The organism is Streptomyces sp. NPDC002779 (genome assembly GCF_042888685.1).
Lineage (GTDB): Bacteria > Actinomycetota > Actinomycetes > Streptomycetales > Streptomycetaceae > Streptomyces.
Map to the genome: position 1 here is coordinate 1 of NZ_JBIAQC010000027.1, position 22,597 is coordinate 22,597.

Consider the following 22,597-nt stretch of genomic DNA (forward strand, 5'->3'; position numbering starts at 1 on the left):
TCTTCGGGCGCTTGGCCGCCTGCTGAGCCTTCCACTGGGCGACCGTCGCGCGGTACTCCTGCTTGCCGCTGCGCGTGGCGGCGTTGCGGCGCAGTACGCGAGAGATTGTCCCGGGGGCACGCCCCAGCGCGCGGGCGATCTCGCGCACACCCTTGCTCATCGCCCTGAGAATCGCGATCTTCTCGCGCTCCTCGAACGTGAGGTACCGGCCCGAGGGCTCGGCCAACGAGATCGGAGGCATGCCGCCAGCGTGACGAAACCACCTCGCACCCACCGGCCACGACACGCCGACCGCCAGCGACGCCTCGGCCGTCGTGACCCCCGTGGCGATCAGTCGCCAGAACTGGCGCTGCACGACCCGAGACGGATCAGGCCGCCCCGGCGAGCGCATCGCCGGCCGCAACGCACGGTCAGCGCGCCACTGCCGACGTCGCCCCTCCGGAACATCGCTGGTCTTCAAACTCCAGTCCGTCGTGGCCACGTCGCACACCTCCGAGATCAGGGTGTTGCGACGACCAGTTGAATCCACCTCGGGCGCAGGTCCCGGAATGCCCGCATGTCGAGGCATTCGTCGAGGAAGCCTTCACCGAAATGACGCTCGCCCAAGGCGACACGCTCATCGTCTGCGTCGTAGGCGGTGTAGCCGAGCCAGTCCAGTAGCGTCTCGCGGGTGGGGTGGCGCGGCTGGAGGACGGCCTCGTGGGCGTGTTCACCGGCTGCGGTAGCCGGGTGGTTCAGGATAGCCGCCACGTAAAGAGCTACTGGCACGGTGGCTTCGTAGATGCTGTTCTGGTGGGTCACTTCATCGAGAGCGTCCTTGGCGGCGGCCGCCCTCACGGCTGGATCGAGGTCGAGGAGGCGTGTGAGCGCGGCTGGCAGAGACTCGCCGGTCCCGTACGGAGTGGCAAGCGATGCCCAATCCGTCCCGTCCAAGAGCTCCTGGAAGTGAGGGAGCTCGGGATGAGGGTTGTTCCCCGTCGTTCGGCTGCCGCTGTTGGTCACAGCCCGAGGCTATAGCGCTGGGGAGTCTGCGCTGCGCGTGGTCGTCGATAGAGAAGGACGCGCTTTCGTAGTAGGTCGTCCTGCCGGACGGCGTCGAGCCAGGCCGGGAGGCGCTGGCCCTGGCGGTCGGTGACAGCACTGTGACGTCCGCGATCGACGGGAACAACAACTCCTTCAGCCAGAGCACGACCTCGTACACGGCCCGAACTGTCAGCCTAACCACCGGTCCGACGGAACAAAGCCAGTGCCCCTCATGAGTCGCTGGGCCAGGAGTTGCCGTAGGCGTCGGGCAGGAGCGGGGGCGGGGTGCCGGTAGCGGCGGCCGCAGCCTGTGCGCGGCGGCGCTGTTCCTGGACGAAGTCGCGGCAGGTGCGGTCGGTGTGGCCGGCAACGCGATGACCGGACCGGGTGCCGCAGGTGACGCAGGTGGGCTCAGGGTGGATGCGCTGGAATGCGGCCTGTGCGGTGAGAACTCCAGCGCCGGTCACAGCGGCCACCATGAGGGCCGTCACAAAGTTCATCGGGACTCGCTTCTTGGTGGGGTTGTCGGTGGGTGTAGCTGCTCGGCGTGCCGGGGGGCCGGCCCGGTTTTCCGCTGCGCACGCGCTTGAGGCCGTTGGGTTCATGAGCGGTGGCTGAGCGGGGGGATCAGGTCGTTGCCGGGCCATAACGCCCGCTCGGCCACCAGGGGCGTCAGGACCTTGTCGATCTCGGCGAGTACGGTGCCGCGGTCATCCGGCCCGTACGCGGTCAGGCGGCTGGTGTCACCCACGTGGGCGCGCACCACCTGACTGTTGGGACCGGCGCACAGCAAAGCGCGCGCGATCAACGGCAGTCCCATGCTCAGGGCGTCGCAGTCCTGGTCGCGGATGAGCTGCAGCAGGTCTTCGGTGATGCCTTCCCAGTCGCCGACCTCATGCCAGCGGGCGCCTGCGTCGAGTTCATGGGTGAGGGTGGACAGCGGCACGATCTCGCCGGGCCGGCGGCCTTGGGTGAGGGAAGCGTGGATGCGGGCGCCGTCGGGCTGCCGTACGCGGGGGTGCAGCAGGGAGTCGGCGGCCACGACGGTGGTGTTGATCTCTCCGGCGGCGGAGTCGGGGTAGTAGGGCTCGTGCGCGAACAGCAGGTAGACGTCCGCGGTGCGGGCGGCCTGGCTGGAGTCGGGCTGGAGTTGGGGCATGGAGGCGGTTTCCTTCCGGTGTGATGTGCTGGGCGTGGGGCCGGGTGTCATGGGGCGCAAGCCCGTCGGGTACGGGCCCGGATGCCGCCCGGGCGCGCGGGTCTGGTCCGCATCGGCTGCGGCGTCCTCGCGTGCAGTGCGCTCGATGATCTGCGTGACCTGGTCGGCGAGTTGGAGCATCAGCCGCTCGAGGGTGATGAGGTCCTTGCAGGCCAGGCGGGCGTCGTGGGTCTGGAGCAGGCCGGCGGCGTCCCACAGCAGGCCCTGGCCGACCTCGGCGGAGCGGCGCAGTTCGTAGCGGTCGCTGCCCGCGGCAGCCTGGACCAGGCCGGTGTGCAGGGTGGCGAGGCGCTGCAGGTAGCGGCAGGCATGGACGCCTTCGACCCTGCGGACGTGCTCGCCAGCCCGCGCGTCCAACCGGTTGGGGAGGTGCTCGGCAAGGAGCGGGGCGAGCAGCATCGCCGGCAGCACGACATCGACGGGGGCGCCATGGTGCATGGCGAGCAGTGCGACGATCACGCTGATGAGTGCGACCGCGGCGGCGGAGAAGCGCAGGGATGCGGGGACGGTGTCGAAGGCGATGCGCTGTGCGGGGCGCCTGGCCAGCCAGCGCAGCGCCAGGCGCTGGGTGCGGGTCGCGGCCGGGGTGAGCACCCCGATCTGATGAGGGACCTCGGGCAGCGTGCCGTCGCCGGGGACGGTCCAGGCAAGCCATCCCCACGAGGTGCGTTCGTGGACGAGCACAGGCTGGCACGCGGGCGAGCACGTGTTGTCACGGATGTGGCCGGTGCGCAGGGCACGGGTGCGTTCCTTCTTCCACCGGCCAGGATCACGGGGGAAGGGGCGCTCGTGGTACGCAGCCGCGGTCGGTGACGGCGGGGTGCGAAGGCCGTCCGTCATGAGCGGCTTCCTTCCAGGTGGCCGGTGAACGTGGAGGCGCACGTGGTGCAGCGGCCGTCGCCGCCTGGGTGGGCGCGCCGGGGAGTCGGCCCCGGGCAGGTGCGGCAGGGCGGCCAGCCCAGGCAGGCCGGGCACAGGTCCTCGCCGGGGGCGGTTGACGGTGCGCCGCAGCCGGCGCATTCGGTAAGGGCCCGGTAGGCCAAGGCCTCGCTGACTGTGCGGGCCGCGGCGGAATCGATCATCGGCTCCGACGGCGGGTCATCCCACCGGGGCTGGTCGTGAGGGCAGGCCGCCATGGCGGGCGGCGGATGCGCCTGGGCGGCGCGCAGCCGGGCGGCGATGATCGCGCCGACTGTGGTCCGCACCGGGCTCGGCAGGGGCCGGTCGGCGATGACGTGACGTAGTTGCTCGGGGCTCCAGCCGGCTTCCAGCATCATGGTCGCGACGCGGCCTTGATCGGTCAGCGCCTGTCCGGTCAGCAGCAGTTCGGGGCGCGCCGCCCCTAAATCGAGCAGCAGCCGCATCCCCGGGTTCATCTCGTCCGCCGCGGGAACGGCGGGCGTGGACGCCGGTGTGTCCGTCCGTCCCGGTGTTCGCGACGCGTCGCCGCGGCACGGACGGAGGGGTCTGGTGTTCTGCTTGTTGGTCTTCTTTAGGTTGGTGTTCTTAGTGGGCCGGTCAGCCAACGTAGGGTTATCCACTGGTGGAAAACCCGACTCTGGTTGCGACCTGCTGCTTTGCAGGGCGGGCAGGTCGGTGAGGAAATAGGCCGCCGCACCGAGGGTTCCGTCCGGGCCGCGCTCGCGTTCCCGTACCAGGAAGCTGTGCTTCTCCAGCTCCTTCAGCCCGCTCTTGACTGCCGACTCCCCCTCACGGCCGCGGCGGGCGAGGTCGGCAACCGTCATCCGCCAGCCCTCCCGGTGCGTGGAGAGCAGCCCGAACAGCCCCTTGGCCTTGTAGGACAACTCAGGTGTGCGGAAAAGGCCGTTGGCGATCTGGGTGAACTGATCGGACGCCATCACACCCCGGCGGATCCCCGCCCCGAACCCGCCGGCGTGCCCGGCCTCCGGGGACGTGACCCTCACGTCAGCTTCGTCCAGCGCGAGGTCCAAGGCGGCCGGCCGGTCGGTGATGCAGTAGACGATCTCGCCGAAGGTGCCGTCCGGGCGGCGCAGACGTTCACGGATCAGGTAGCCGTGCGCCTCCAGCTCCTGCAGGCCGGTGCGTACCGCTTCCCGTCCGTCCGGCCCGGAGCGGACGAGGTCAGCGACCGTCACCTGCCAGCCGCTGGTGTGCGTGCTGACGTACCCGAAGATTCCCTTTGCCTTGAACGACAACTGGGAGTCGCGGAACAGCGCGTTGGCAACCTGGGTGAACTGATCGGCCGCCATCACGCCCCGGCGGATCCCCGCCCCGAAGCGGCTCACCGCCGTGCCCCCGCTGCGGGACGCGGGCGATGCCCACGGCGGTATACCTGGCCCGCCCATGCGGGGCGGTCAGAACCCCAGGGTGTGGAGGCGTGCGTGTGTCCCATGCCGTCAGCTCACTCGCCGACCCCGACCAAGCTGACGGCCACCAACCCCGACCATCGATCACGATCCGGCAACGCAGCCGGCCAGCAGCCGTGGTCGGGCTCATGGTCGGGCCCACCACGCGCCTTCAGCCCGCGTGAGGCAGGTCGAGTGCGGCAGGATACGGAACCAACGCGGCTCCTGTGTCTGTGGGTTGAGACTTCGAAGACCTCCCTCAACGGCCCGGGAGCCACGTGAGTTGCGCAAGGGCTCACTGACACCAAGTCGCTGCGACAATCGGCCGCCGATGCGGGCATGACGATCGCCCCGCGAGTGGTGAAGACTGGATAGATGCGACCTCACGCCCCAGGCGGACTCCTGTTCGTAGCGCTCGGTGTCATCCTTGTCGCCGCCGGCTATGTCTGGAGAGGACGTGTCCTGCGTCCCCTGTCGGCGAAACGCGCCCAGGCAGCCGTGATCCAGGATCGTTCCAGAAACCTGCTGCGCTCTGCGGACATGGCTATCGCCGGAGCGCGTCGACGGGCCGCACACGGCGAACCGGCCATCGTCACGGTCAAAGACGTGACCAGGGTGGCGCGCCAGCACTACGGGTACCTCTTTGTGGAGCGCGAAGAAGCAGCTGCCGCCCTGCGCCAGCGCTATGAGGCTGCCGACTGCCGGGTGGACTGCATGACCGACGCTTTCAACTGACTGCCCCCCTGGCAGGTGCTTGGCGCTGAAGGCGCCGGAGCTGCCACCTGATAGGTGGTCACGCTGAAACTGAGCTGGGCATGGACTGACCGCGCAGCAGACATGGTCGGGTTCATGGTCGGGCCGACCATGGGCTCTGTGTCCCCATCGTGACCGTGGTCGGGGGTTCATGGTCGGTGGCCGGCACCCGCCTCCAGCCTGGGCGCTCGGTGATCGCGCAGCCGACTGCGCAGCCCCGGAAACGTGCGGTGCAATCGGGTTGCGCAACCGGCCTTAGGTCCTGCGCAGTCGAGGTGCGCTGAGGCGGCTGCGCAGTCCGCCCCGAATCCCAGATGTTCTGGTGCGCCGGCCCGTACCGCGCACTGCGCAGACCTGCGGCATGGTGTGGTCGGCTTTTGTCTGCGCATCGGTGCCCGGGCCTCGACCGGACGGCACGTGATCACACGGGGGTCGCCGGTCCGGGCAGCGTGCGCCGGACACGGTGGCCTGCCGCCGGCCCGCGGCTGACCCATGGTCGGGCTCGTGGTCGGGCCGACCATGGCCTGACCATGAACTTCGTGTCCCCATCGTGACCGTGGTCGGGGGTTCGTGGTCGGTGGTCGGGTCGGGGCCAGCGGGTTTTCTCAAGGTCAGAAACCATTTGTTCTGACCTGGGAGTTTGACCATGTCTCCTGGCAAGCAGGCCGCACAGAGCGAGGCCGCTGCTGCGATAGCGGCAGGCGCCCGGCTGGAGGCGATGCGGCGCCGCGTGCGTCTGTCCCGCCTTGCGGTCTGGACCGTCATCGCGGCCGGCCCCATCGCCCTGGGCGTCGCCGTCACCTCCACCCCGGCCACGGTCGAGGCGGCCACCGCGTCCAGGCCCGCCGCCGTGCGCACTACGGCGGTAGCCGCCGATCCGGCCGGCTATGCGCAGGTGTTCGTCCAGGCGTGGTTGCGCAGCAGCGCACAGGACGCCTCGAGTGCGCAGGCGCGGCTTGCGCAGTCGATGGCACCGGACGTCGCCCTGCCCGACCCGGCCGCGGATGCGCCCTCGGCGCCGCAGTGGGTGACGGCGGTGCGCAGTGCGCAGCGCGCCGCGGGCGCGTGGTCGGTGACGGTGGCTGCGCAATACAGCGACGGAGGGTTGCGGTACTACGCGGTGCCGGTGGCTGCCGACCGTGCGGGCGCCTCGTTCACCGTGACCGGCGCGCCCGGCGCGGTGGCCGGTCCCGTCCAGGCCGAGATGCCGAAGTCGCCGTATGGCGTGCGTGTCCCGGAGGGGGATGTGTGGGCGGCCGTCGGGGAGTTCCTCGCCGCCTACCTGACCGGTGGTGGAGAGGTGGACCGCTACCTCGCCCCCGGCGTGAGCCTGTCACCGGTTGCCCCCGCCCCGTACACGGCGGTCACGGTGCAGCAGGTGTCCGCCGTCGAGGAGACCGCGGCCGCCGAGACCGTGCCGGCCGACGGCACGAAGGTCCGTGTCCTCGCGTCCGTGGAAGCCCGTAACGCCGGCGGACGGTGGCCGCTGGGGTACGAGCTGGCGCTCACGGCCCGCTCGGGCCGCTGGGAAGTTGCGGCGCTTGAGTCGGGGACGGCCCTGGACGGGGGTGCGAGGTGAACACGGTGAACAGTGTGTTCCTCGCCGGCCGGTTGGACGATCTTGGCGACAGCTGGATCAGCATGTTCGAGGGCTGGGCGACCAAGGGTCTGCAGGCCGGTCTGCTCGTGCTCGTCGTCATCATCATGATCCAGAAGTTCAGCATCAAGGCAGGGATCGGCGCCCTGCTACTGATGATCATCGCGCTGGGGCTGTACAACTCCCGCGAGGACCTCTCGGAGATGTTCGAGGACGAGGTCAACAACCCCGCCAAGGGCGCGCCCGCCATCCCCGGCATGCTGCACGGCCCTGACCCGGTCGTAGCCGTGCACTCCACCGGCGTTGGAGGCCGGCTGTGAGCGCCGCAGCGGCTGCGGGCCGGACGGGACGCTTCTACACCGCCGCCCGTCGCCATCCTTGGGTGCTGGGGAAGGTCGCGGACTGGAAGATCCCCCTCGGGCCGTACACGCCTGCGCAGATCGCGGTTGCCGTCGCAGGCGGCTTCCTCCTCATCAAGTCGATCAGCTGGTGGTCGTGGATGGGACCCATCCCGATCGCGGCCTGGCTGCTGGCGATCTGGGCTGTCCGCCGTCCGAAGATCGCCGGCCGTGGCCCCTTGCAGGCAGCGCTGGGCTGGGTGCTGCTCCTGTGGCAGCCATCGGGAGGGCGGATCGGTGGGCGCGCCGCCCGCGACCGCGCTCCCCGCCCGCTGCTCGGTGGCTTCACCATCGAGGACGCGCCCGCCCCCGCCATGGCCGCCCCGCCGTCCCCCGTCGTGCAGCCGCCGGGTACCGGCCGGGCCCCGCACCCGAGGCCGGCCGCCGCCTCGGCCGCTCTGCGCCGCAGCGGGCCGGCTGCTCCTGCGGTGCCGGTGGGGCCGGTGTCGGGTGTTCAGCAGCTGCTCGCGCTGGCCGGGCAGGGCGGGGGTGTGCGGTGAGGGTTCCGATCCGTCACATCGCCGGGCACCTGGTCTGGTCGACGCAGGGCAGCGTGTGGGCCGTCTACCGGCTGCACCCGGGACCGGACGCGCACGGGCAGCACGAGGAGAGTGTTCAGGGCACCTACGTGCCCGCCGCGGTCCGTGACGAACAGCTCGCCAAGATCACACATCTGGTGCGGTCACTGTCCGGGTCTCCGCGGCTGTATGGGCTGTGCGCGCAGGTCGACCCGGGCGAGATCGCCCTCAAGATGATCGAGGGCATCGAGCCGGCCGACACGGCACCGGATCAGGGCCCGCACCCGTGGGTTCAGAACGTCGAGGCCACCCTGGATCTGCTGGACGGCCAGGAGATGCATCAGCGCACCCTGTGGCTTGCGGTGCCGCTGAAGGGCGAGACCACCACCCTTCAGGTATCGGCCTCCCTCAGCGCGGCGTGGGCGGAGCTGTCTCCGCTGCTCGGCATGCGGCCGGCGCCGGTGGCGCAGCGGGAGGTGACCGCCTACCGCGAGCAGGCCGTGCGGGTGGAGGCCGCGCTCGCCGGCGGGATCGCCTTCCGCCCGGCCCGCCCGGCGGAAGTCGTGTGGATGATCCAGCACGCCCTCCACCGCGGCCTGGCAGAGCCGCTGCTGACTCAAGCCGAATCCAGCGATCTGTACGGCGGGCAGCTGCGCGAGGGTGTGCTGCGCTCCCCCAGCTACGCCGACCTCGGCCAAGTACGCCTGCAGGAAGGCGGCATCGACCCCGCCCTGGACGACGCCGGCGACCTCAAGGGCTCCGGCCGGATCACGCGGTCCGGGCGGAAGGCGTGGTGGCGGGCCAACAGCGGCTCACCGCTCGGGCGACGCTGGCTGCAGGTCGAATCCGACGCCGGGACCGGCTATCAGGCGCAGTTGGCGCTGGCCGAGTGCCCGCCCGCGGTCGGCCAGGACGCCGCCGACCTGTTCGCCCAGCTCGAGCTGCTCGACTTCCCCGTCGACTACACCGTCGACCTCACCCTCGTGGCGGCGGAGAAGGCGCGCGAGCAGGTGCGGCGCAAGAAGAACGAACTCATCGACCAGGCCGACCAGTACGACGCCCGCCCCACCGGCATGCCCGCCTCGCTGACCGAGGCCGCCCGTGATCTGGGTGAGCTCGATGCCCGCCTGTCGCGCACCAGCGTGGAGGTCGAGGTGCAGTCCGTCACCGTGCTCACGGTATGGGGGGCGACCGCCGCCATCTGTGACGCCCGGGCCCGGGCTCTTGCCGCGCTGCTCGGTGGCGCCGACTACCGGGCCGTGCGCCCGGCCGGGCTGCAGGAGGCCCTGTTCACGCTCGGCCTGCCCGCCACCGTGCGCCCCGGCGCTGTGCGGGAGTTCACCCAGCACCAGGTCTCCGAAGACTGGGCGCTTTGCGGGGCCTTCACGGCTGCGGAGGTCGGCGACCCGAACGGCATGTTCCTCGGCATCGACCTGGACTGCGGCACCACCCGCCCCGTCATGATCAACGTCGCTGATGCGCCCAAGGTGGACGCGTCCGCGTCCATGGGCATCGTCGGGGACCTCGGCGCAGGCAAGAGCGTCCTGCAGAAGCTGATCGCGGAGGCGGTGTGGGCGCGCGGCGGCTGCGCCATCTGCATCGACCGCACCCCCGTACGCGAATGGGCGACCTTTGCCCGCACCGCGGCCAAGGGGCGCGTGCAGATCATCGACGCCGCCCAGGCGGAGGTGTCCATCGACCCGCTGCGCATGTTCACCGGCCCCGAGGGCCGCCACTACGCCCTGTCCTACCTCACCCTGCAGCTCGGCATCGGCCCGATGAGCACCAGCGGGGAGGTCCTGCACCATGCGGTCGAGAAGGCCGCCGCCGGCGACACCCCGTCCATGCACCGCGTGCTGGAAGTCCTCGAGGAGATGACCCGAAGCGAGATGGGCAAGCGGCAGGACGCGGCCGCCACCCTCGCCGGTCTCGTCCGCGTCGTCGCCACCAACTCCCTGGCACGGATGGTCTTCGACCCCACGCTGCCACCGGTGCACCTGGACGCCTCCAGCACCTCCGACATGATCGTGATCACGACGGCGGGGCTGAAACTGCCGCCCAAGGCCGCGTTCGACAACCCGGAGGTTCTGCACCAGCAGCCACTGGAGGCCCTGATCGGCCGCGCAGTGCTCTACCTGATCGCCGCGCTCGCCCGCCAGACAGCGTTCGAGGACCCCACGCGGTTCACCGCAGTGGTCGCGGACGAGCTGTACTGGCTCACCTCGTCCGCCGAGGGCACCGCGCTGGTCCACGAGATCCTCCACGACGGCCGCAAGCACGGCGCCGGGCTCATCGCCGGATCCCACGACGCCGCCGAACTCGGCCCCGACCGCGGCCTGATGGCCTACCGGGCACTCGCCCGCACCGCCGACCGCGAACGCGCCCGCCGCGGCCTGGACTTCCTCGGGCTCGACCCCAACGACGGCGAGCTGCTGCGGCTGGTCACCACCGGCTTGTCCCCGGTCGGCCGCAAGGGCCGCGAAGGCGAGTTCCTGCTGACCTGCCCGCGACAGAACACCGGGCGGATCAAGGTCTCCATCCCCCGTATCGCGCGCATCGCCACATACATCACGACCACACCGGCACGCCGCGCGAGCGCTGCCACGCTGTCCGCAGGTGAGCAGCTCGCCGCTGAGGCCCCAGGGTCCCGTCCGGAGGAACTCCTCTGATGACGCCTTCTATCTCGATACGCTCCTGCTCCCGTCGCCGTGCCGCGGCCGTGAGCGTCCTTGCGCTGATCACTGTCGCGGTCGGCGTGCTCGTTCTGGCCGTCGGGGTGGGTGTGCCTCAGGCGTGGTGGCCGCACACGGGGCAGGCCTTCACCGCAGACGCCCATTACACGGACCAGAACCGCTGCGCGCTGATCGCGGGCCCCGCCCGGGACTCCTGCGAGCGTGGCGCCACGACCACCGCTTCCGCCAGGCAGTCGGGTGGTGCCGATGCGGCCTGGGGGCTGGTGCCGGCCGGTGCCGGTGTGGCCGCCCTCGTGATGTGGCGGCACCGAAGCGCCACTGGGCCAGGGCGGCGCTGACATGGGCCGTCCAGACTGCGCGACGCTGCGCTCGGCCGGATTCGTCGTCCTGCTCACCGGTGTCTTCGTCATGGTCAACAGCCAGGTCGTGTACGCGGCCGGCGACAGCAGCAGCGAGACCGGAGACCTGCTCGCCCCGCTGAACATCACCTCCTCCGAGGGAGTGCCCATCAACGGGTACGAGCTGAGCGCCGAGGGCGGCTCGGTCATCAGTTTCGAGACCCAGTCGCTCGCGTTTGCTCTGTCCGGCCTGTTCACCCTCATCCGGCTGCTGGTAGGGCTTGCCGGCTGGGCCATCGAGGTCGCCTTCCGGTTCCCCCTGCTTCAGCTCCTCACCGCTCCGGCACAAAAGGTCGCCGACGCCTACACCACCGTGGTGGTCGACCCCGCGCCATGCCCCACACGCTGCGGGCGATCGACGGCGAGGACGAGACGATCGCCGAGCTGGAGATGATCGTCGGCTTCGACGACGACCTGGCCGGGGAAGCGACCCGCGTCGCCAACCGGCTCCATGGCCTGCTGACGCAGATCCATCCGTCGCTGGAGCGGGTGTTGGGGCCGCGGTTGCAGCACCCCGCCGTCCTCACGCTGCTGGAACGGTTCGGGTCGCCGGCTCAGATCCGCAAGGCCGGACGGCGGCGGTTGGTCACCCTGTTACGGCCGAAGGCCCCGCGGATGGCCGAGCGGCTGGTCGAGGACATCTTCGCCGCGCTGGACGAGCAGACCGTCACCTGTTCCAGGCAAGGAGGCGGCCGCGCTGATCGTCCCGAGCCTGGCCAGCTCGCTGACGGCCGTGCTCGACCAGCGCAAACTGCTGGCTGGGCGGATCGCGGAACTCCTGAAGGCTCACCCTCTTTCCAAAGTCCTGACGTCCATGCCGGGAGTCGGCGTCAGAACCGGAGCCCGCATCTTGATCGAGGTCGGCGACGGCAGCGCCTTCCCGACCGCCGGCCATCTGGCCGCCTATGCCGGCCTCGCCCCGGCCACCCGGAACTCGGGCTCCTCGATCCGGGGCGAACAGCCCTCCAGACGGGGAAACAAGCAGCTCAAACGGGCTTTCTTCCCTTCCGCTTTCGCCGCCCTGGGCGACCCGACATCGCGGGCCTACTACGACAAGAAGATCGCCCAGGGCAAGCACCACACCCAGGCCCTGCTCTGCCTAGCCAGACGCCGGGCTGACGTCCTCTTCGCGATGCTCCGCGACGGAACCTTCTACGAACCGCAGCCCGTTCGGGCTGTCGCTCCGCAGACCTAGACCATGGTCAGGAGGTGATCCGTCGGTCCGTAGTCGATCTTCCAGTCGGCATAGATCCCGCAGAACCCATCCTTGATGCACCGCAGGCCCACGGTCACCCAGCGGACGGATCCGTCGTCGCCGAGTGAGAACGCGACCGCGGCCTCGAACTCCTCGCTCCCGCAAGGGCAGCCAGCCGCACCGGGCTCGTCGTCCTCCCAGGACTCCTCGTTCCAGTACTCCTCGCTGTCCGCGATGAACGCACGGCTGCCGCAGCCAGAGCACTCCCGTTCCGCGCCGGAGGCGTTGACCAACATGAAGAACACCCGGCCGCCGCACCCACACACGGAAGCAGCGATCTTCACCGGGCGGCCGTCGACCGCCTCCCGCAGGAACACCGCGAGCTCCGCGGGGACCCCCTCGCCAACCTGATCATCAGCATGCACGGACACATCGTTCCAGACGCCCCGAACCCACACCCGACCAGCTAGACCAAAGACATAGGGGCACCCCCCCCCACACCCTCACCGTCCTGCGCACCCACCGGGAGTTCGTCGCCGATGCCCGCCGCCGTGGCGACGAGCACGGCCACCTCGACTGGACGCCTGAGGTGTTCCACTCGATCAGCGACGGCGAAAAAATAGTGGCCGACGCGGTCATCGACGGCCAACAGCGACGGAAACTGAGGGCGTTTGTCGAGATCGACCGGGCCACCATGAGCAGCGAGCGACTGGCGGCCAAGCTGATCGAGTACGCGCGGCTGTGGACCTACGATCCACAGCCGCCCGGTCGGCGCCGACATCCGACCGGGCAGGGATGGCTGCGCTGGTACCCGGTGTTTCCCCGCGTCCTCTTCGTACTGACCGGAGCAGGACGCCAGGCCATGGACAACCGAATCAGCGACCTCAAGGCCTGGTCGCCCACCATCCGCTCGTAGCGGACCTCGCCCGCGAAGTGCCACTGGGAGCGGCCGTCCTATTGATCCGAAACGGTAAGCGTTCTGGGTCGTTGAATGCTGCGTGAGTGAACTGGTGGGGGACGCACGGCAGTTGTCGCCGTCGGCGCAGGAAGCGTTGCGGCTGCGGGCGGTGGCCGCGCTGGTGGAGGGCCGGGACCGCGAGGATGTCGCGGCGATGTTCAAGGTCTCGCTCAAGGCGGTGGACGGCTGGTGGGCGAAGTGGCAGGCCGGTGGGCGTGAGGCGCTGACCGCGCGTCCGCGTGGGCGGCGCGTGGGTGAGCATCAGGTGCTGTCCGAGGTCGAGCAGGCGGCGGTGCGGCAGGCAATTTTGGATCACCTGCCGTGTGATCTGGTTCTTCGTGGCCAGTTGTGGACGCGTGGCCAGGTGGGTGAGCTGATCGCGAAGCTGTATCGGGTGCGGATGACCGAGCCCGGGGTGGGCAAGTACCTGCGGCGCTGGGGACTGTCGTTCCAGCGGCCCGACAAGCGCGCGGTCGAGCAGAACCCGGAGGCGGTGCGGACCTGGCTGGAGGTGACATGGCCGGCGATCCGGGCGACGGCGAAGGCCGAGAACGGTGAGGTGCTGTTCGCCGACCAGGTCGGCATCCGTTCCGATCAGGTCACCGGCCGCACCTGGGGCGAGAAGGGCCGTACCCCCGTCGTGCGCCGTACCGGCAACCGGTTCTCCGTGAATGCGATGTCCGCGATCAGCACGAAGGGCCGGATGCACTTCATGGTGTTCACCGAGACCTTCGACGCGAAGGTCATGTGCCGCTTCCTCGACCGGCTCATCGGCCACTTCGACCGCAAGATCCACCTCGTGGTGGATGGTCACTCCGCACACCGCTCCCGCGCGGTCCGCACATGGCTGGCCGACCACGCCGACAGGATCGAGCTGCACTTCCTGCCCTCGTACTCGCCCGAACTGAACCCCGACGAACTCGTCAACGCCGACCTCAAACGAAGCCTGCCCATGAGCAGCAGGGCCCGCAACCAGGCCCAACTCGCAGCCGAGACCCGCAGGTTCTTCCACCGCCGCCAGCGCCAGCCCCACATCGTCCGCGGCTACTTCGGCGGCCCCCACGTCCGCTACACCCTCGAAGAGAACCCTTTGAGTTTCTGATCAATACAAGACCTGGAAGAACACAGCCCCATATCTGACGTGTGGGCCCCCTGACCGGCGGCAAAGCCCCGCTCATGGACCGAGCTGTGACACCACGACGACCCCTCCACTGGCCGCCGCACACCGCAGCCACGCAGACCCCAGTACGGCCTCAGGAACCCCTGCAATCAGTCGAGAATGAGCTCGTTACAGAAACTGAACAAATTCACCTACAAGCTCGCCGCGCTCCACCGATGCCCGCACAGGACGAATCGATGAACTCACCGCAACGAGATCACCATCTCGGGAGAGGCGAATAACCTCTCCCCTTTCAGTGAAACCGAATGCAGCATCCTGGCCGGATGAGATTCGCTCCACCACAACAGAGAGCGACAAGGCCAGATCGACAAGAGTCACGAATCTCGCTTTTGACACGATCTTGACGCCATCAACCGTCAATTCGAACTTCACTCCGAAGTACTGATAGCGGAGATCCATTTCAGTAATGGCCGCCGGATCACCCTGCTTGACAATTGCCGTCAGACACCAGCGAAGCCCCGCCAAACTACGCCCGGCGGGGCTTCGATTCGCTAGCGGGAACATCACCAACCCCCGCGTTGCTACCTCAGTGCAAAATTGACGCCTGAAGCAGGCTGCACGCAGAGGACCAAGACGGCAAGGCGCCTTGAATATTTGTCACGTCCCCGCTCGAATAGTCAGGCGGCACGTCGCCAATTCCTTCCACTTCGAGGACGTAAAACTCCGCCAGATCGCCCGCCACCGCAAGGTGCGCCGCAGGGAAGAATTCGAATCTCGCACGAAGAGAATCGCTCAACCGGTCAGCAGCACTGGATACTACCGTCAGCGCCGCGAAGGGAACCTGCTTTGCCGGTGACTTCCAGTCGAACGAGTGCAGACCCCGGACCACAAGCAGCGCAGAATTTCCCACGTCAAACTGCAAGGAGGTGCGCAGTTCGAAGAGAAGAGCCGCCGTGGAGGTCAAGTGACACACCCGAGAGTCGAGCAGCTGCGCCTCTTGCAGCGCGTCCGCTTCTCGCAGGGGATCCACTTCGACCGAGCCGAGAAATTCCGGATATGGCCTGGCATGGACGAGGTCGTTTATCGAGATCATGGGATCGGAATGTGATTGTAGGGGTCAGCCTTGCTGACCGTCTGTCCGGTTAGGGGATTGACTGACTGACCTGCTTTATTCATGTACACCACATAACCGTTCGGGTACTGGTACTTGCCGGTGGTGACAGGGTCCATCACTCGAACTTGCACTACCCGAGGATCGAGGCCCTTGGTTCCGGCCGGAATGTCGTAAGCCCAGCCCTTACCTGTGGCAACCGGTGTGCCAGCAGCCCCCTTAGGCAGTGGCAATACCTCTCCAGCAGGCCCAGTCACCGACCCGATGGAGCAGTTGCTGTTGTGAACGAGAACCGGAGTCTTCCCCGCCAGCACATAGTACGTGTGCAGGTCGTCAACGGTGAGGTTGTACGTACGCGCATGCCTGCTGAAAGGCCGATTTCCGGTGACGATGACTGTGTCGCCCTCGTCCGTGAGGAGGGTCATGCCTGGTTCGAGCTCGCGTGCGGTTATCCAGTCACCTTCCGACGGAGACCAGAACGGATGCTCGTGTGTGGCCGTGAGCTTGTCGATGCCGTCTTCGGTGGCGATGGAGAGCTCGTTGAAGTGCTTGTCGTTCTCGGTGATGATAAGACGGGTGACTTTTCGGGGGCCTGCTTCTCCGGTGCGAGGATCGGCGGCCTGAACCTCGTCCCCGATGTCGATGTCCTCGATGTCTTTGGTGGTGCCGTCAGCCATGAGGACGTCGGTGCCTGCGAGGAAGCACTTGTTGCAGCCTCCCGCACGGCCCTTCTTTGGGTTTGCTCCTACACCGGCTCTCCCCGCGCCTGGTGCATCGCCCATCGCAGTGATGCTCTGCGCGACGCCCATCGACATGCTGCGAAAGTAGTTCTTTACAGACTCGGGGCAGGACCTCAGGTCGTGACAGGTGTTGAGTCCCCACCACCCGAGGGTTTGAGCTGCACCTTCCGGATTAGTTCCATCGGTCAAGTAACCCCGATGGGAACCGTTGGCGAGCCGGTTGGGATCGACATACTTCTTGTAGAACTGTTTGATGAACGCGTCGCGTCCTTGCCACTTCGTCGTGATGCTAACGCCTGGGAAAATCTCAGCCGGGTCATAGTAGGTGCGCTGAAATTGTGTGTTGCACGATGTGCATGCCTTTGCGCCGGGTTGCTGACCGGTGTAGCCCGCGCGTTCACCGTCTCCTGCGACTGGATAGCCGTCGCCGCAGATGTCTCGTCTGCACAGTCCCGAAGGGTCGCTGTGGCTGACGGGGCTGTTGTTGGAATAGGCGTACCCGTTCATCTGCAGCGGGTCACTGATGACGACGATCGGGTCCGCGGACAGGAACCGCCCCGAGTTCTGGTCGTATTCTCGGGCTCCAATGTGTGTCAGCCCGGTGCTGGCGTCGTCGATGCCGACGCCAAGGTAGCTCCGCTTGTTCGGCCAGCTCGCCGGCTTTGCACCCCGGGCTTCGCCGTATGGTTTGAAGGCGCGGCGGGTGACCAGTTGGCCGGTGGTCATCTCGACTGTCGTGTTCGCCGTGCCGAGGTGGTCGGCGAGGAGGATGTTGAGTTTGTGGCCCGTGGTCGAGCCGTTCGTCGTGGTTCGGGTCACCGCTGGCGCGCCGGCTTGGGCGTATGTGCGGGATGCTTTGGTGATGCTGCCCGTGGCGTTCGTGGTCAGTTCTGTCTCGCCCAGGTACAGGGTCGAGCCTGACGACGAGTTCTCCAGGATGCGGTTGCCGTCCGCGTCGTAGACGTAAGTGGTCTTCGTGCCGGCGTTCATGATCGAGGCCAGCTTGTTTTCTTGGTTCCAGACCAGGCTCTGCGTGGCGTTGTACAGGTCCCGGACCTTGGTGTTGCCCGTCGCGTCGTACGTGTAGGAGCTGCCCTTGCCCGCCGGTGCGGAGGTGACCCCCGTCATCGTGTGCGGCTGTGTCTTGTACGACGGGGTCGTGCCATTGCCGGCGACAGTCTTGCCGTGGCCGTAGGTGAGCGTGACGTTCTTCGTGGCGTCTGCGGTGTCGTGCTCGGTCATGGTGGCGCGGTTGCCTATCCAGTCGTAGGTGAACGACTGGCGGTAGGCGGTGGCGCCGGTGGAGACGGTGGTGGTGTCCGGGGCTGCTGCCGACAGCGTGGAGGTCAGCGAGGCATCGGGGGCGGTGGCGTCCGTGGAATCGTCCGGCGCGTCGGCGACCGGGCCGGAGGAGTACGCGTAGTCCGTGCGGTGGCCCCACGTCGTGCCGTTGGCTGTCTTGCAGCCGGTGCCGTTCAGGCTCGGTGTGACGTTCGACGTCCAGGCATGGGTGAGCTCTCCCATGACGTCGTAGGTGAAGCACTGGGTGTCCCAGGTCTTGCCTGAGGCGTCTTCGAGCTGGCGGGCGTTGGAGGTGATGGTGCCGGTGGCGTCGTAGGAGTAGTAGCTGTCCGCGATGCGGTGCGGGCCTGCCGTCTCCCGGTCGGTGATGGTGCGCTGGAGGCTGCCGGTGTTGGGGTTGACGAAGTTCGTCGTCCACACTCGGTAGGGCTGGGCGCCGGAGACGGTGCGCAGTGCCTCGCCGTAGGGCGAGTAGGTGGCGTCCGCCGTGTACCAGGTCAGGCCCGAGGTGGATTCGGGAAGGCCGTCGCTGGTGTACCGGGTGACCACCTTTTCGCTCGCCAGGCCGCCCTTGGCGGGCAGCGTGACCGACTGCGACTGACCGGTGGGGGTGTAGGTGTAGGTGTAGGCGTAGGTGCCGGACAGGCCGGTGGTCATCGCGTTCGCCGGGATGACCGTTTCGCTGCCGGTGACGTGGTACTCGGCGTCATAGCCGGTGGCGCGGCTGATGTAGTCGCCGTCCGCGGTGTGGCGGATTGAGGCGGTCGGCTTGCCGACTCCGCCGGGCGTCTCGTCGTAGGTGTAGGACTTGACCGGGCTGGCGGTCGTGGAGCCCTGGCGGACGTACTTCACGCGGCCGAGCAGGTCGTACTCGGTGAACGTCTCCTGCTGGAGGGCGTCCTTGGTGTAGTTGGGGCGGTCGGCTTCGTCGTACTGCGTCTGCGTGGTGCCGGTGTCGGGGTCCGTGGAGGAGGTGAGCCGGCCGCGGGTGTCGTACAGGTAGGACCAGCTGTTGCCTGCGGGGTCGGTGACCTTGGTGCGGTAGCCGCGGGCGTCGTACTCGTACGACGTCGTGCGGCCGGTGTCCCCGGTTGTCTTGCTGTAGTGCTTGATGGAGGTGACCCGGCCCAGGGTGTCGAAGTACGTGCGGGTCTTGGGGGCAGTGGAGCCCGGGGGGTCCATGTCCGTGTAGATCTCACCGTGGGTGGCAAATGAGCCGTACTTGTACTTGCCGCCGTGGTAAACCATGGCGCGGTATTCGCGCTGCAGGCCGTCGTAGCGGTACTGGGTCGAGCTCGGTATCAGGGACAGGGACCTGGGCTGGAACAGGTCGGTGGCCGGTTCGCCCTTGGCCAGGTAGCCGCCGGTCTTCTCACGGACGAGGCCGTGGTCGTTGTACTTCGTGTCCACGATGATCCGTCCGGGGCCGTGTGCCTCGGTCTGGGCCTGGACTTCGCGTTGAAGACCGTCGTAGAGGGTGACGGTGCGCGCGTAGGTGCCGTCGTCTCGGAGTGCTTGGAGGGTCACCGAGGCGGGGCGGTTGACCTTGGGGGTGGCTATGGCCGCCTGGTAGGAGATCTGCACGCTCGGGGACTGGCCGGCGGAGGAGCGTGAGGGTGTCCAGCCCTTGATCAGTCGGCCGAGGTCGTCGTATTCGTTGCGTGTGATGCGCCCGTTGGGGTCGGTAACGGTCAGGGGCAGGCTGCGGCCGGGATCGAAGGTTGTCTTGGTGACGTGGCCCTTGGCGTTGAGGGATTTGACCTCGGTGACCGGGCCGCCCGCGTCGCCGGGGGTGTACTGCGTTTCGGTCGTGCCGGCGCCGGGGGCGGTGATGGTGCGCACCCGGCCCAGCGGGTCGTAGCTGGTGGTGATGGTGTGGGAGTGCGCGGTGCCGGTGCCGTTGGTCTCAGCTCTGGAGGTGACGAGTCCCTTGGTCGGGGTGGCACCGTAGGTCAGGTTGTCGTAGGTGTTCCTCAGCGACGACTTCAGCTGGGTGGCCGGGTCTGCGGTGGCCTGCGCGGCGCAACTGGTGGCGGTGACGCGTTCTTCCTTGGGCAGACCGATCAGCCAGGTGGTGGTGTTGTGCACGTACGCGGTCGTGGTGCAGGTCCGGTCCGAGAGCGTCTCGGAGGTGCCGCTGGGTTTGACGACGGCTGTGTCCACCTGGAGGGGCAGCCCATAGGTGTCGTCGACCGCGGTGGTCGTTCGAACGCCGCGCCAGCTGTCGCCGACCGTCTGGATCTCATCCGTCCGCTTGGTGCCGACGCGCTGGGCGAGCAGCGGGTCGGCTGTCGTTGCGTCCTCGTTCTGGCGGGCGCGGGAGGCGGTCTGCTTGGAGTAGGGGAAGGTCAGGTGGCGCTTGAGGACTTTGCCGTCGGAGTCGACGTAGGTGATGGTCTCCGCGGTCATGCCGGCGAACTGCGTTGCATCGTCGGCGATAAGGGTGTGAGCGCCCGTTGAGTCCTTCACTTCACCGCCGACGCCCTGGAAGTAGCGTGTGAGGCTGTAGGACTGGCTGTTTCTCACGCTCGTCGTGGAGGTGGTTTTGGCGCCCTTGCGGACGGAGACCTGCCGGTAGCCCTTCCAGTCGCTGTAGGTACGCAGGGCGGGGCGGGTGAACTCGTCGTCGCCCTTGGCCCAGGCCGTGTCCGAATAGGCGTACTTGGTGGTGACGGGCACGCCGTGCGAGGTGACCTTGTCGGTCTCGGTCACGGACGCCACGACGTACTTGTTGAACCAGGCCTTCTTGGGGGTTCTGTCGTCCCCGTCGGGCGACCAGCGGACCGGGTAGCAGGTGCCGTTGTTCTTGCCCTTGTCCTCCACCGGCTCGGCTGCGCAGCCTCCGGTGTATTCGACCTCGATGTCGCCGCCGTACTCGGTGGAGACGGTGCCGATGCGGGGGCGGGTGAAGCCGGGTCGCTGGTCGGTCTTGCTCCTGGGGACGAGGTTGGGCAGGTGCCGGTCCTTGAGCCGGTCACTCAGCGGTGAGGTGGAACCCACGGTGTATGCGGCGAAGCTGACGCCGTATTCGGACTGGAGGGTGCCGGTGGACTCTCCCGGGGCGTAGCCAGTGCGGGTGATGGAGTTCAGCCACAGACCGGGTGAGCTGTCGTACCAGTCCTCGGGGAAGGAGTGGTGCAGCGTGTACTTGTCGACCGGTCCCAGGCCTGTCTGTCCGGCCCGTGCGGCCTTGGTGGTCACCGAGCCCAGGCGCATCTGCGTCCAGAACGACGGGAACGCCGGGCAAAGCTTGGACGTGGACTTGCAGTTGAGGTTGCCCGGGGTGTCCCACCAGGGGCGGTAGGCGCCGGGGTCGTCGGTCTTGGCGAAGTTCGCCGCCTCGCACGCCGTCTCCGACTTCAGGCAGCGCTGCTTGACGCCGAAGTCGACCGTCGCGGACGGCTTGGTCAGCGCGCTCGAGCGCATCCCATACTCGATGGACACCGGGTAGGCGTGACGGTCGTACTGCTCGGGCGACTTGAACTTCTTGCGCGGGGCGTAGTAGTTCGTCTCCTGCTTCCAGTTGACGATCATCGTGTTGCCGTGGACATCGACCACCTTGTCCAGACCCCAGCGCCATGCCTGCTGCTTGCCCGCGCCGCAGCGCGAGTCGGCGAAGGTAGTGGCATGGCAGGGCTCGCCCGGGTGGTTGCCGAAGACCGGCACCGTGGAGACAGAGTTGGTGTCGGCGTGACCGCCGCCCACCTGGTGCTGCCCGAAGTAGTAGCTCGTGCCGTCAGAGCCGGTGACGACCCAGTACTCGCCGTTGTTGTCGTCGTTGACTGCGCCCACCCGGTGCTCGACGCGGGTGCCGTCGTCGCTCTGCGGACGGTAGCGCTCAGTGGCGGTCTCGGGGTTGACGCTGGTGGTGGGTTCGCGGACCAGCTCGGTGGTTTTACCGTTAAGGGACATCACCGCGTTGGGCGACACCCAGCACAGGTCGGACGTCTTGTCCTTAACCGCGGTGTTGTTGGGTGTCCCTGAGGTGAGCGTTTTGCGGTCGTCCTTGCAGGTCCGGTAGCGGCGCTCGATGAAGCCGACGTCGTAGCTCCAGCCTTCGCCGATCCACGAGGCCTGGGGTGAGGAGACCGCGGTACGGCCGTCCACAGCCTGAGAGTTGTACTCGAAGGAGATCTTGGGAGCGGGGCCCGCGGGCGGCGCCGGCATGGTCAGCGGGTAGGACCAGGTGAAGGCGCCCGATGATCCTCCCGCCGCCCACTTGCCGTTGGAGGCGAGCGAGGTCGCCTTGAAGCTTCCGCTGCCGACGCCGGAATCGAGGGCTCCGAGGACAGCGGTGTCGCCAGCGGCTGCGGGAGTCGCGGGAGAGGAGGTGCGGTAGGCGGCCTGGGCCACCTCAGTCCCGGTCGCGTTCGCGGGGTCCGACGGGGCGGATGCCGGCGTCACCGTGCCGTCGGCGGCGGGGTCGACCGTGGCGGTGAGGGACTTGGAGGCCGGGTCGTTGTCGGTTTCCAGCTCCTCGTAGGCCTGGCATGCCTCGTCGTCCGGCGTGGTCAGGTAGCACTCCGGGAACTGCACGAAGGTCAGCCGGGAGGCCCAGTCCGCGCCGTACAGGCTTTCGAACTTGGCGTAGTCGAGCTTCACGGAGACCGGAACCGCACCCGTGGCGGGGGCTTGGACCACCATCAGGGCGCCGTCGACGCCCTGGCTCACGGCGGCGGTACGGTCCGGGATGGTCACCTGCCAGGTACCCGTCGGAGTCGGCTGGGCGGGGGCCTGACCAAGGCTGACGGGAAGGGCTCCCACCGGGCTGAGCGCCGCCTGCTGGGCAGTGGACCTGGTCGAAGCGGGAGTCGTGGTCGAGCCAAAGGTGACCGAGCCGCTCACATTGGAAGGCGGTGTCACGGTGCTGGGTGGCGGTACGAGCCGGTCTTGCGGAATCTCCGCCTGCAGCGACTGCAGAGCGCGGCTGAGTGGCTTGCCGCTGGGCACCGGCAGATCACGTCTCAGGCCCTCGAGACTCAACGACTCGCGTCCGGTCTCCTCCTTGGCGGGATCCGGAGGCAGCGCGAACGACTGCGCGGGCAGCAGCCCGACCAGCAGCGCGGCGGCGGTGACCGGCACGGCGATGCGCGCGCGGCGCGGCTTGCGGGCGTACGGAAGTCGACCGAACACGGTGGGGCCCCCCGGACCACTTGGAGCGGGACCGGCGACGGACCACGCGTGACGACTTAGCAGAGCATGCAGATTCTGTGATCACCGTGTGACGGAATACCAGTGACGACGG

17 protein-coding genes and 2 pseudogenes are annotated in these 22,597 nt (G+C 68.2%); 10 read left to right on the forward strand and 9 right to left on the reverse strand.

What is annotated here, in order from left to right; translation table 11 throughout:
• From ACFYW5_RS35255 to ACFYW5_RS35275, 5 genes are all read right to left on the reverse strand, one after another.
• On the reverse strand, positions 1–460 hold a 460-nt coding region (locus ACFYW5_RS35255), incomplete at its 3' end, for a helix-turn-helix domain-containing protein (RefSeq protein WP_389421249.1).
• A 38-nt stretch (positions 461–498) separates the two neighbouring features.
• Positions 499–1,002 (reverse strand): hypothetical protein, encoded by a 504-nt coding sequence (locus tag ACFYW5_RS35260; RefSeq protein ID WP_389421226.1) that lies wholly within the window; start codon positions 1,000–1,002, stop codon positions 499–501.
• A gap of 251 nt (positions 1,003–1,253) precedes the next feature.
• Positions 1,254–1,523 carry a hypothetical protein gene (locus tag ACFYW5_RS35265; RefSeq protein WP_389421227.1) on the reverse strand — a complete coding sequence of 90 codons (270 nt, stop codon included), beginning with the start codon at positions 1,521–1,523 and terminating at the stop codon, positions 1,254–1,256.
• A gap of 101 nt (positions 1,524–1,624) precedes the next feature.
• Positions 1,625–3,082: a hypothetical protein gene (locus ACFYW5_RS35270; RefSeq protein WP_389421228.1), complete on the reverse strand. Its 1,458-nt coding sequence runs from the start codon at positions 3,080–3,082 to the stop codon at positions 1,625–1,627.
• Positions 3,079–4,509, reverse strand: coding sequence for a hypothetical protein (locus tag ACFYW5_RS35275; RefSeq protein WP_389421229.1), 1,431 nt, complete (start codon positions 4,507–4,509; stop codon positions 3,079–3,081). The genes ACFYW5_RS35270 and ACFYW5_RS35275 overlap by 4 nt, the downstream gene beginning before the upstream one ends.
• Positions 4,510–4,944: 435 nt before the next feature.
• On the opposite strand from ACFYW5_RS35275, the gene ACFYW5_RS35280 reads away from it, so the two are divergent.
• The 8 genes and pseudogenes from ACFYW5_RS35280 to ACFYW5_RS35315 form a co-directional block, all read left to right on the forward strand.
• A complete protein-coding gene (locus ACFYW5_RS35280; protein ID WP_389421230.1) occupies positions 4,945–5,304 on the forward strand; it encodes a hypothetical protein in 360 nt (119 codons plus the stop codon).
• Positions 5,305–5,968: 664 nt separating this feature from the next.
• On the forward strand, positions 5,969–6,901 hold the full coding sequence (locus ACFYW5_RS35285) for a conjugal transfer protein (RefSeq protein ID WP_389421231.1): 933 nt from the start codon (positions 5,969–5,971) through the stop codon (positions 6,899–6,901).
• A complete protein-coding gene (locus ACFYW5_RS35290) occupies positions 6,898–7,239 on the forward strand; it encodes a hypothetical protein (protein ID WP_389421232.1) in 342 nt (113 codons plus the stop codon). Before ACFYW5_RS35285 ends, ACFYW5_RS35290 begins: the two co-directional genes overlap by 4 nt.
• Complete coding sequence (locus tag ACFYW5_RS35295; RefSeq protein WP_389421233.1) at positions 7,236–7,817, forward strand: hypothetical protein; 582 nt, start codon at positions 7,236–7,238, stop codon at positions 7,815–7,817. Before ACFYW5_RS35290 ends, ACFYW5_RS35295 begins: the two co-directional genes overlap by 4 nt.
• A complete protein-coding gene (locus ACFYW5_RS35300) occupies positions 7,814–10,504 on the forward strand; it encodes an ATP-binding protein (protein ID WP_389421234.1) in 2,691 nt (896 codons plus the stop codon). Before ACFYW5_RS35295 ends, ACFYW5_RS35300 begins: the two co-directional genes overlap by 4 nt.
• Positions 10,504–10,866 (forward strand): hypothetical protein, encoded by a 363-nt coding sequence (locus tag ACFYW5_RS35305; protein WP_389421235.1) that lies wholly within the window; start codon positions 10,504–10,506, stop codon positions 10,864–10,866. Before ACFYW5_RS35300 ends, ACFYW5_RS35305 begins: the two co-directional genes overlap by 1 nt.
• 1 nt (position 10,867) lies before the next feature.
• Positions 10,868–11,320, forward strand: coding sequence for a hypothetical protein (locus ACFYW5_RS35310; protein ID WP_389421236.1), 453 nt, complete (start codon positions 10,868–10,870; stop codon positions 11,318–11,320).
• Positions 11,254–12,121: pseudogene (locus tag ACFYW5_RS35315) on the forward strand (IS110 family transposase); the annotation flags it as partial. The gene ACFYW5_RS35310 and the pseudogene ACFYW5_RS35315, both read left to right, overlap by 67 nt.
• On the opposite strand, the gene ACFYW5_RS35320 reads toward ACFYW5_RS35315, so the two are convergent.
• A complete protein-coding gene (locus tag ACFYW5_RS35320) occupies positions 12,118–12,546 on the reverse strand; it encodes a hypothetical protein (RefSeq protein ID WP_389421237.1) in 429 nt (142 codons plus the stop codon). The pseudogene ACFYW5_RS35315 and the gene ACFYW5_RS35320 overlap by 4 nt on opposite strands.
• Positions 12,547–12,614: 68 nt before the next feature.
• Here ACFYW5_RS35320 and ACFYW5_RS35325 point away from each other — a divergent pair.
• Together ACFYW5_RS35325 and ACFYW5_RS35330 are read left to right on the forward strand one after the other, a co-directional pair.
• Positions 12,615–13,078 (forward strand): annotated as a pseudogene (locus ACFYW5_RS35325) (replication-relaxation family protein); the annotation flags it as partial.
• Between the two features lie 101 nt (positions 13,079–13,179).
• Complete coding sequence (locus tag ACFYW5_RS35330) at positions 13,180–14,181, forward strand: IS630 family transposase (RefSeq protein WP_389421250.1); 1,002 nt, start codon at positions 13,180–13,182, stop codon at positions 14,179–14,181.
• 186 nt (positions 14,182–14,367) lie between these two features.
• Here ACFYW5_RS35330 and ACFYW5_RS35335 read toward each other — a convergent pair whose 3' ends face one another.
• Genes ACFYW5_RS35335 through ACFYW5_RS35345 form a run of 3 tightly spaced genes read right to left on the reverse strand, consistent with a single transcriptional unit; the run spans position 14,368 to position 22,485 of the window.
• Positions 14,368–14,769: a hypothetical protein gene (locus tag ACFYW5_RS35335; protein ID WP_389421238.1), complete on the reverse strand. Its 402-nt coding sequence runs from the start codon at positions 14,767–14,769 to the stop codon at positions 14,368–14,370.
• A 16-nt stretch (positions 14,770–14,785) separates the two neighbouring features.
• Entirely contained in the window at positions 14,786–15,292 is a 507-nt protein-coding gene (locus ACFYW5_RS35340; RefSeq protein WP_389421239.1) for a hypothetical protein, read from the reverse strand.
• Positions 15,289–22,485: a polymorphic toxin-type HINT domain-containing protein gene (locus ACFYW5_RS35345; protein ID WP_389421240.1), complete on the reverse strand. Its 7,197-nt coding sequence runs from the start codon at positions 22,483–22,485 to the stop codon at positions 15,289–15,291. Before ACFYW5_RS35345 ends, ACFYW5_RS35340 begins: the two co-directional genes overlap by 4 nt.
• Positions 22,486–22,597: the final 112 nt, after the last annotated feature.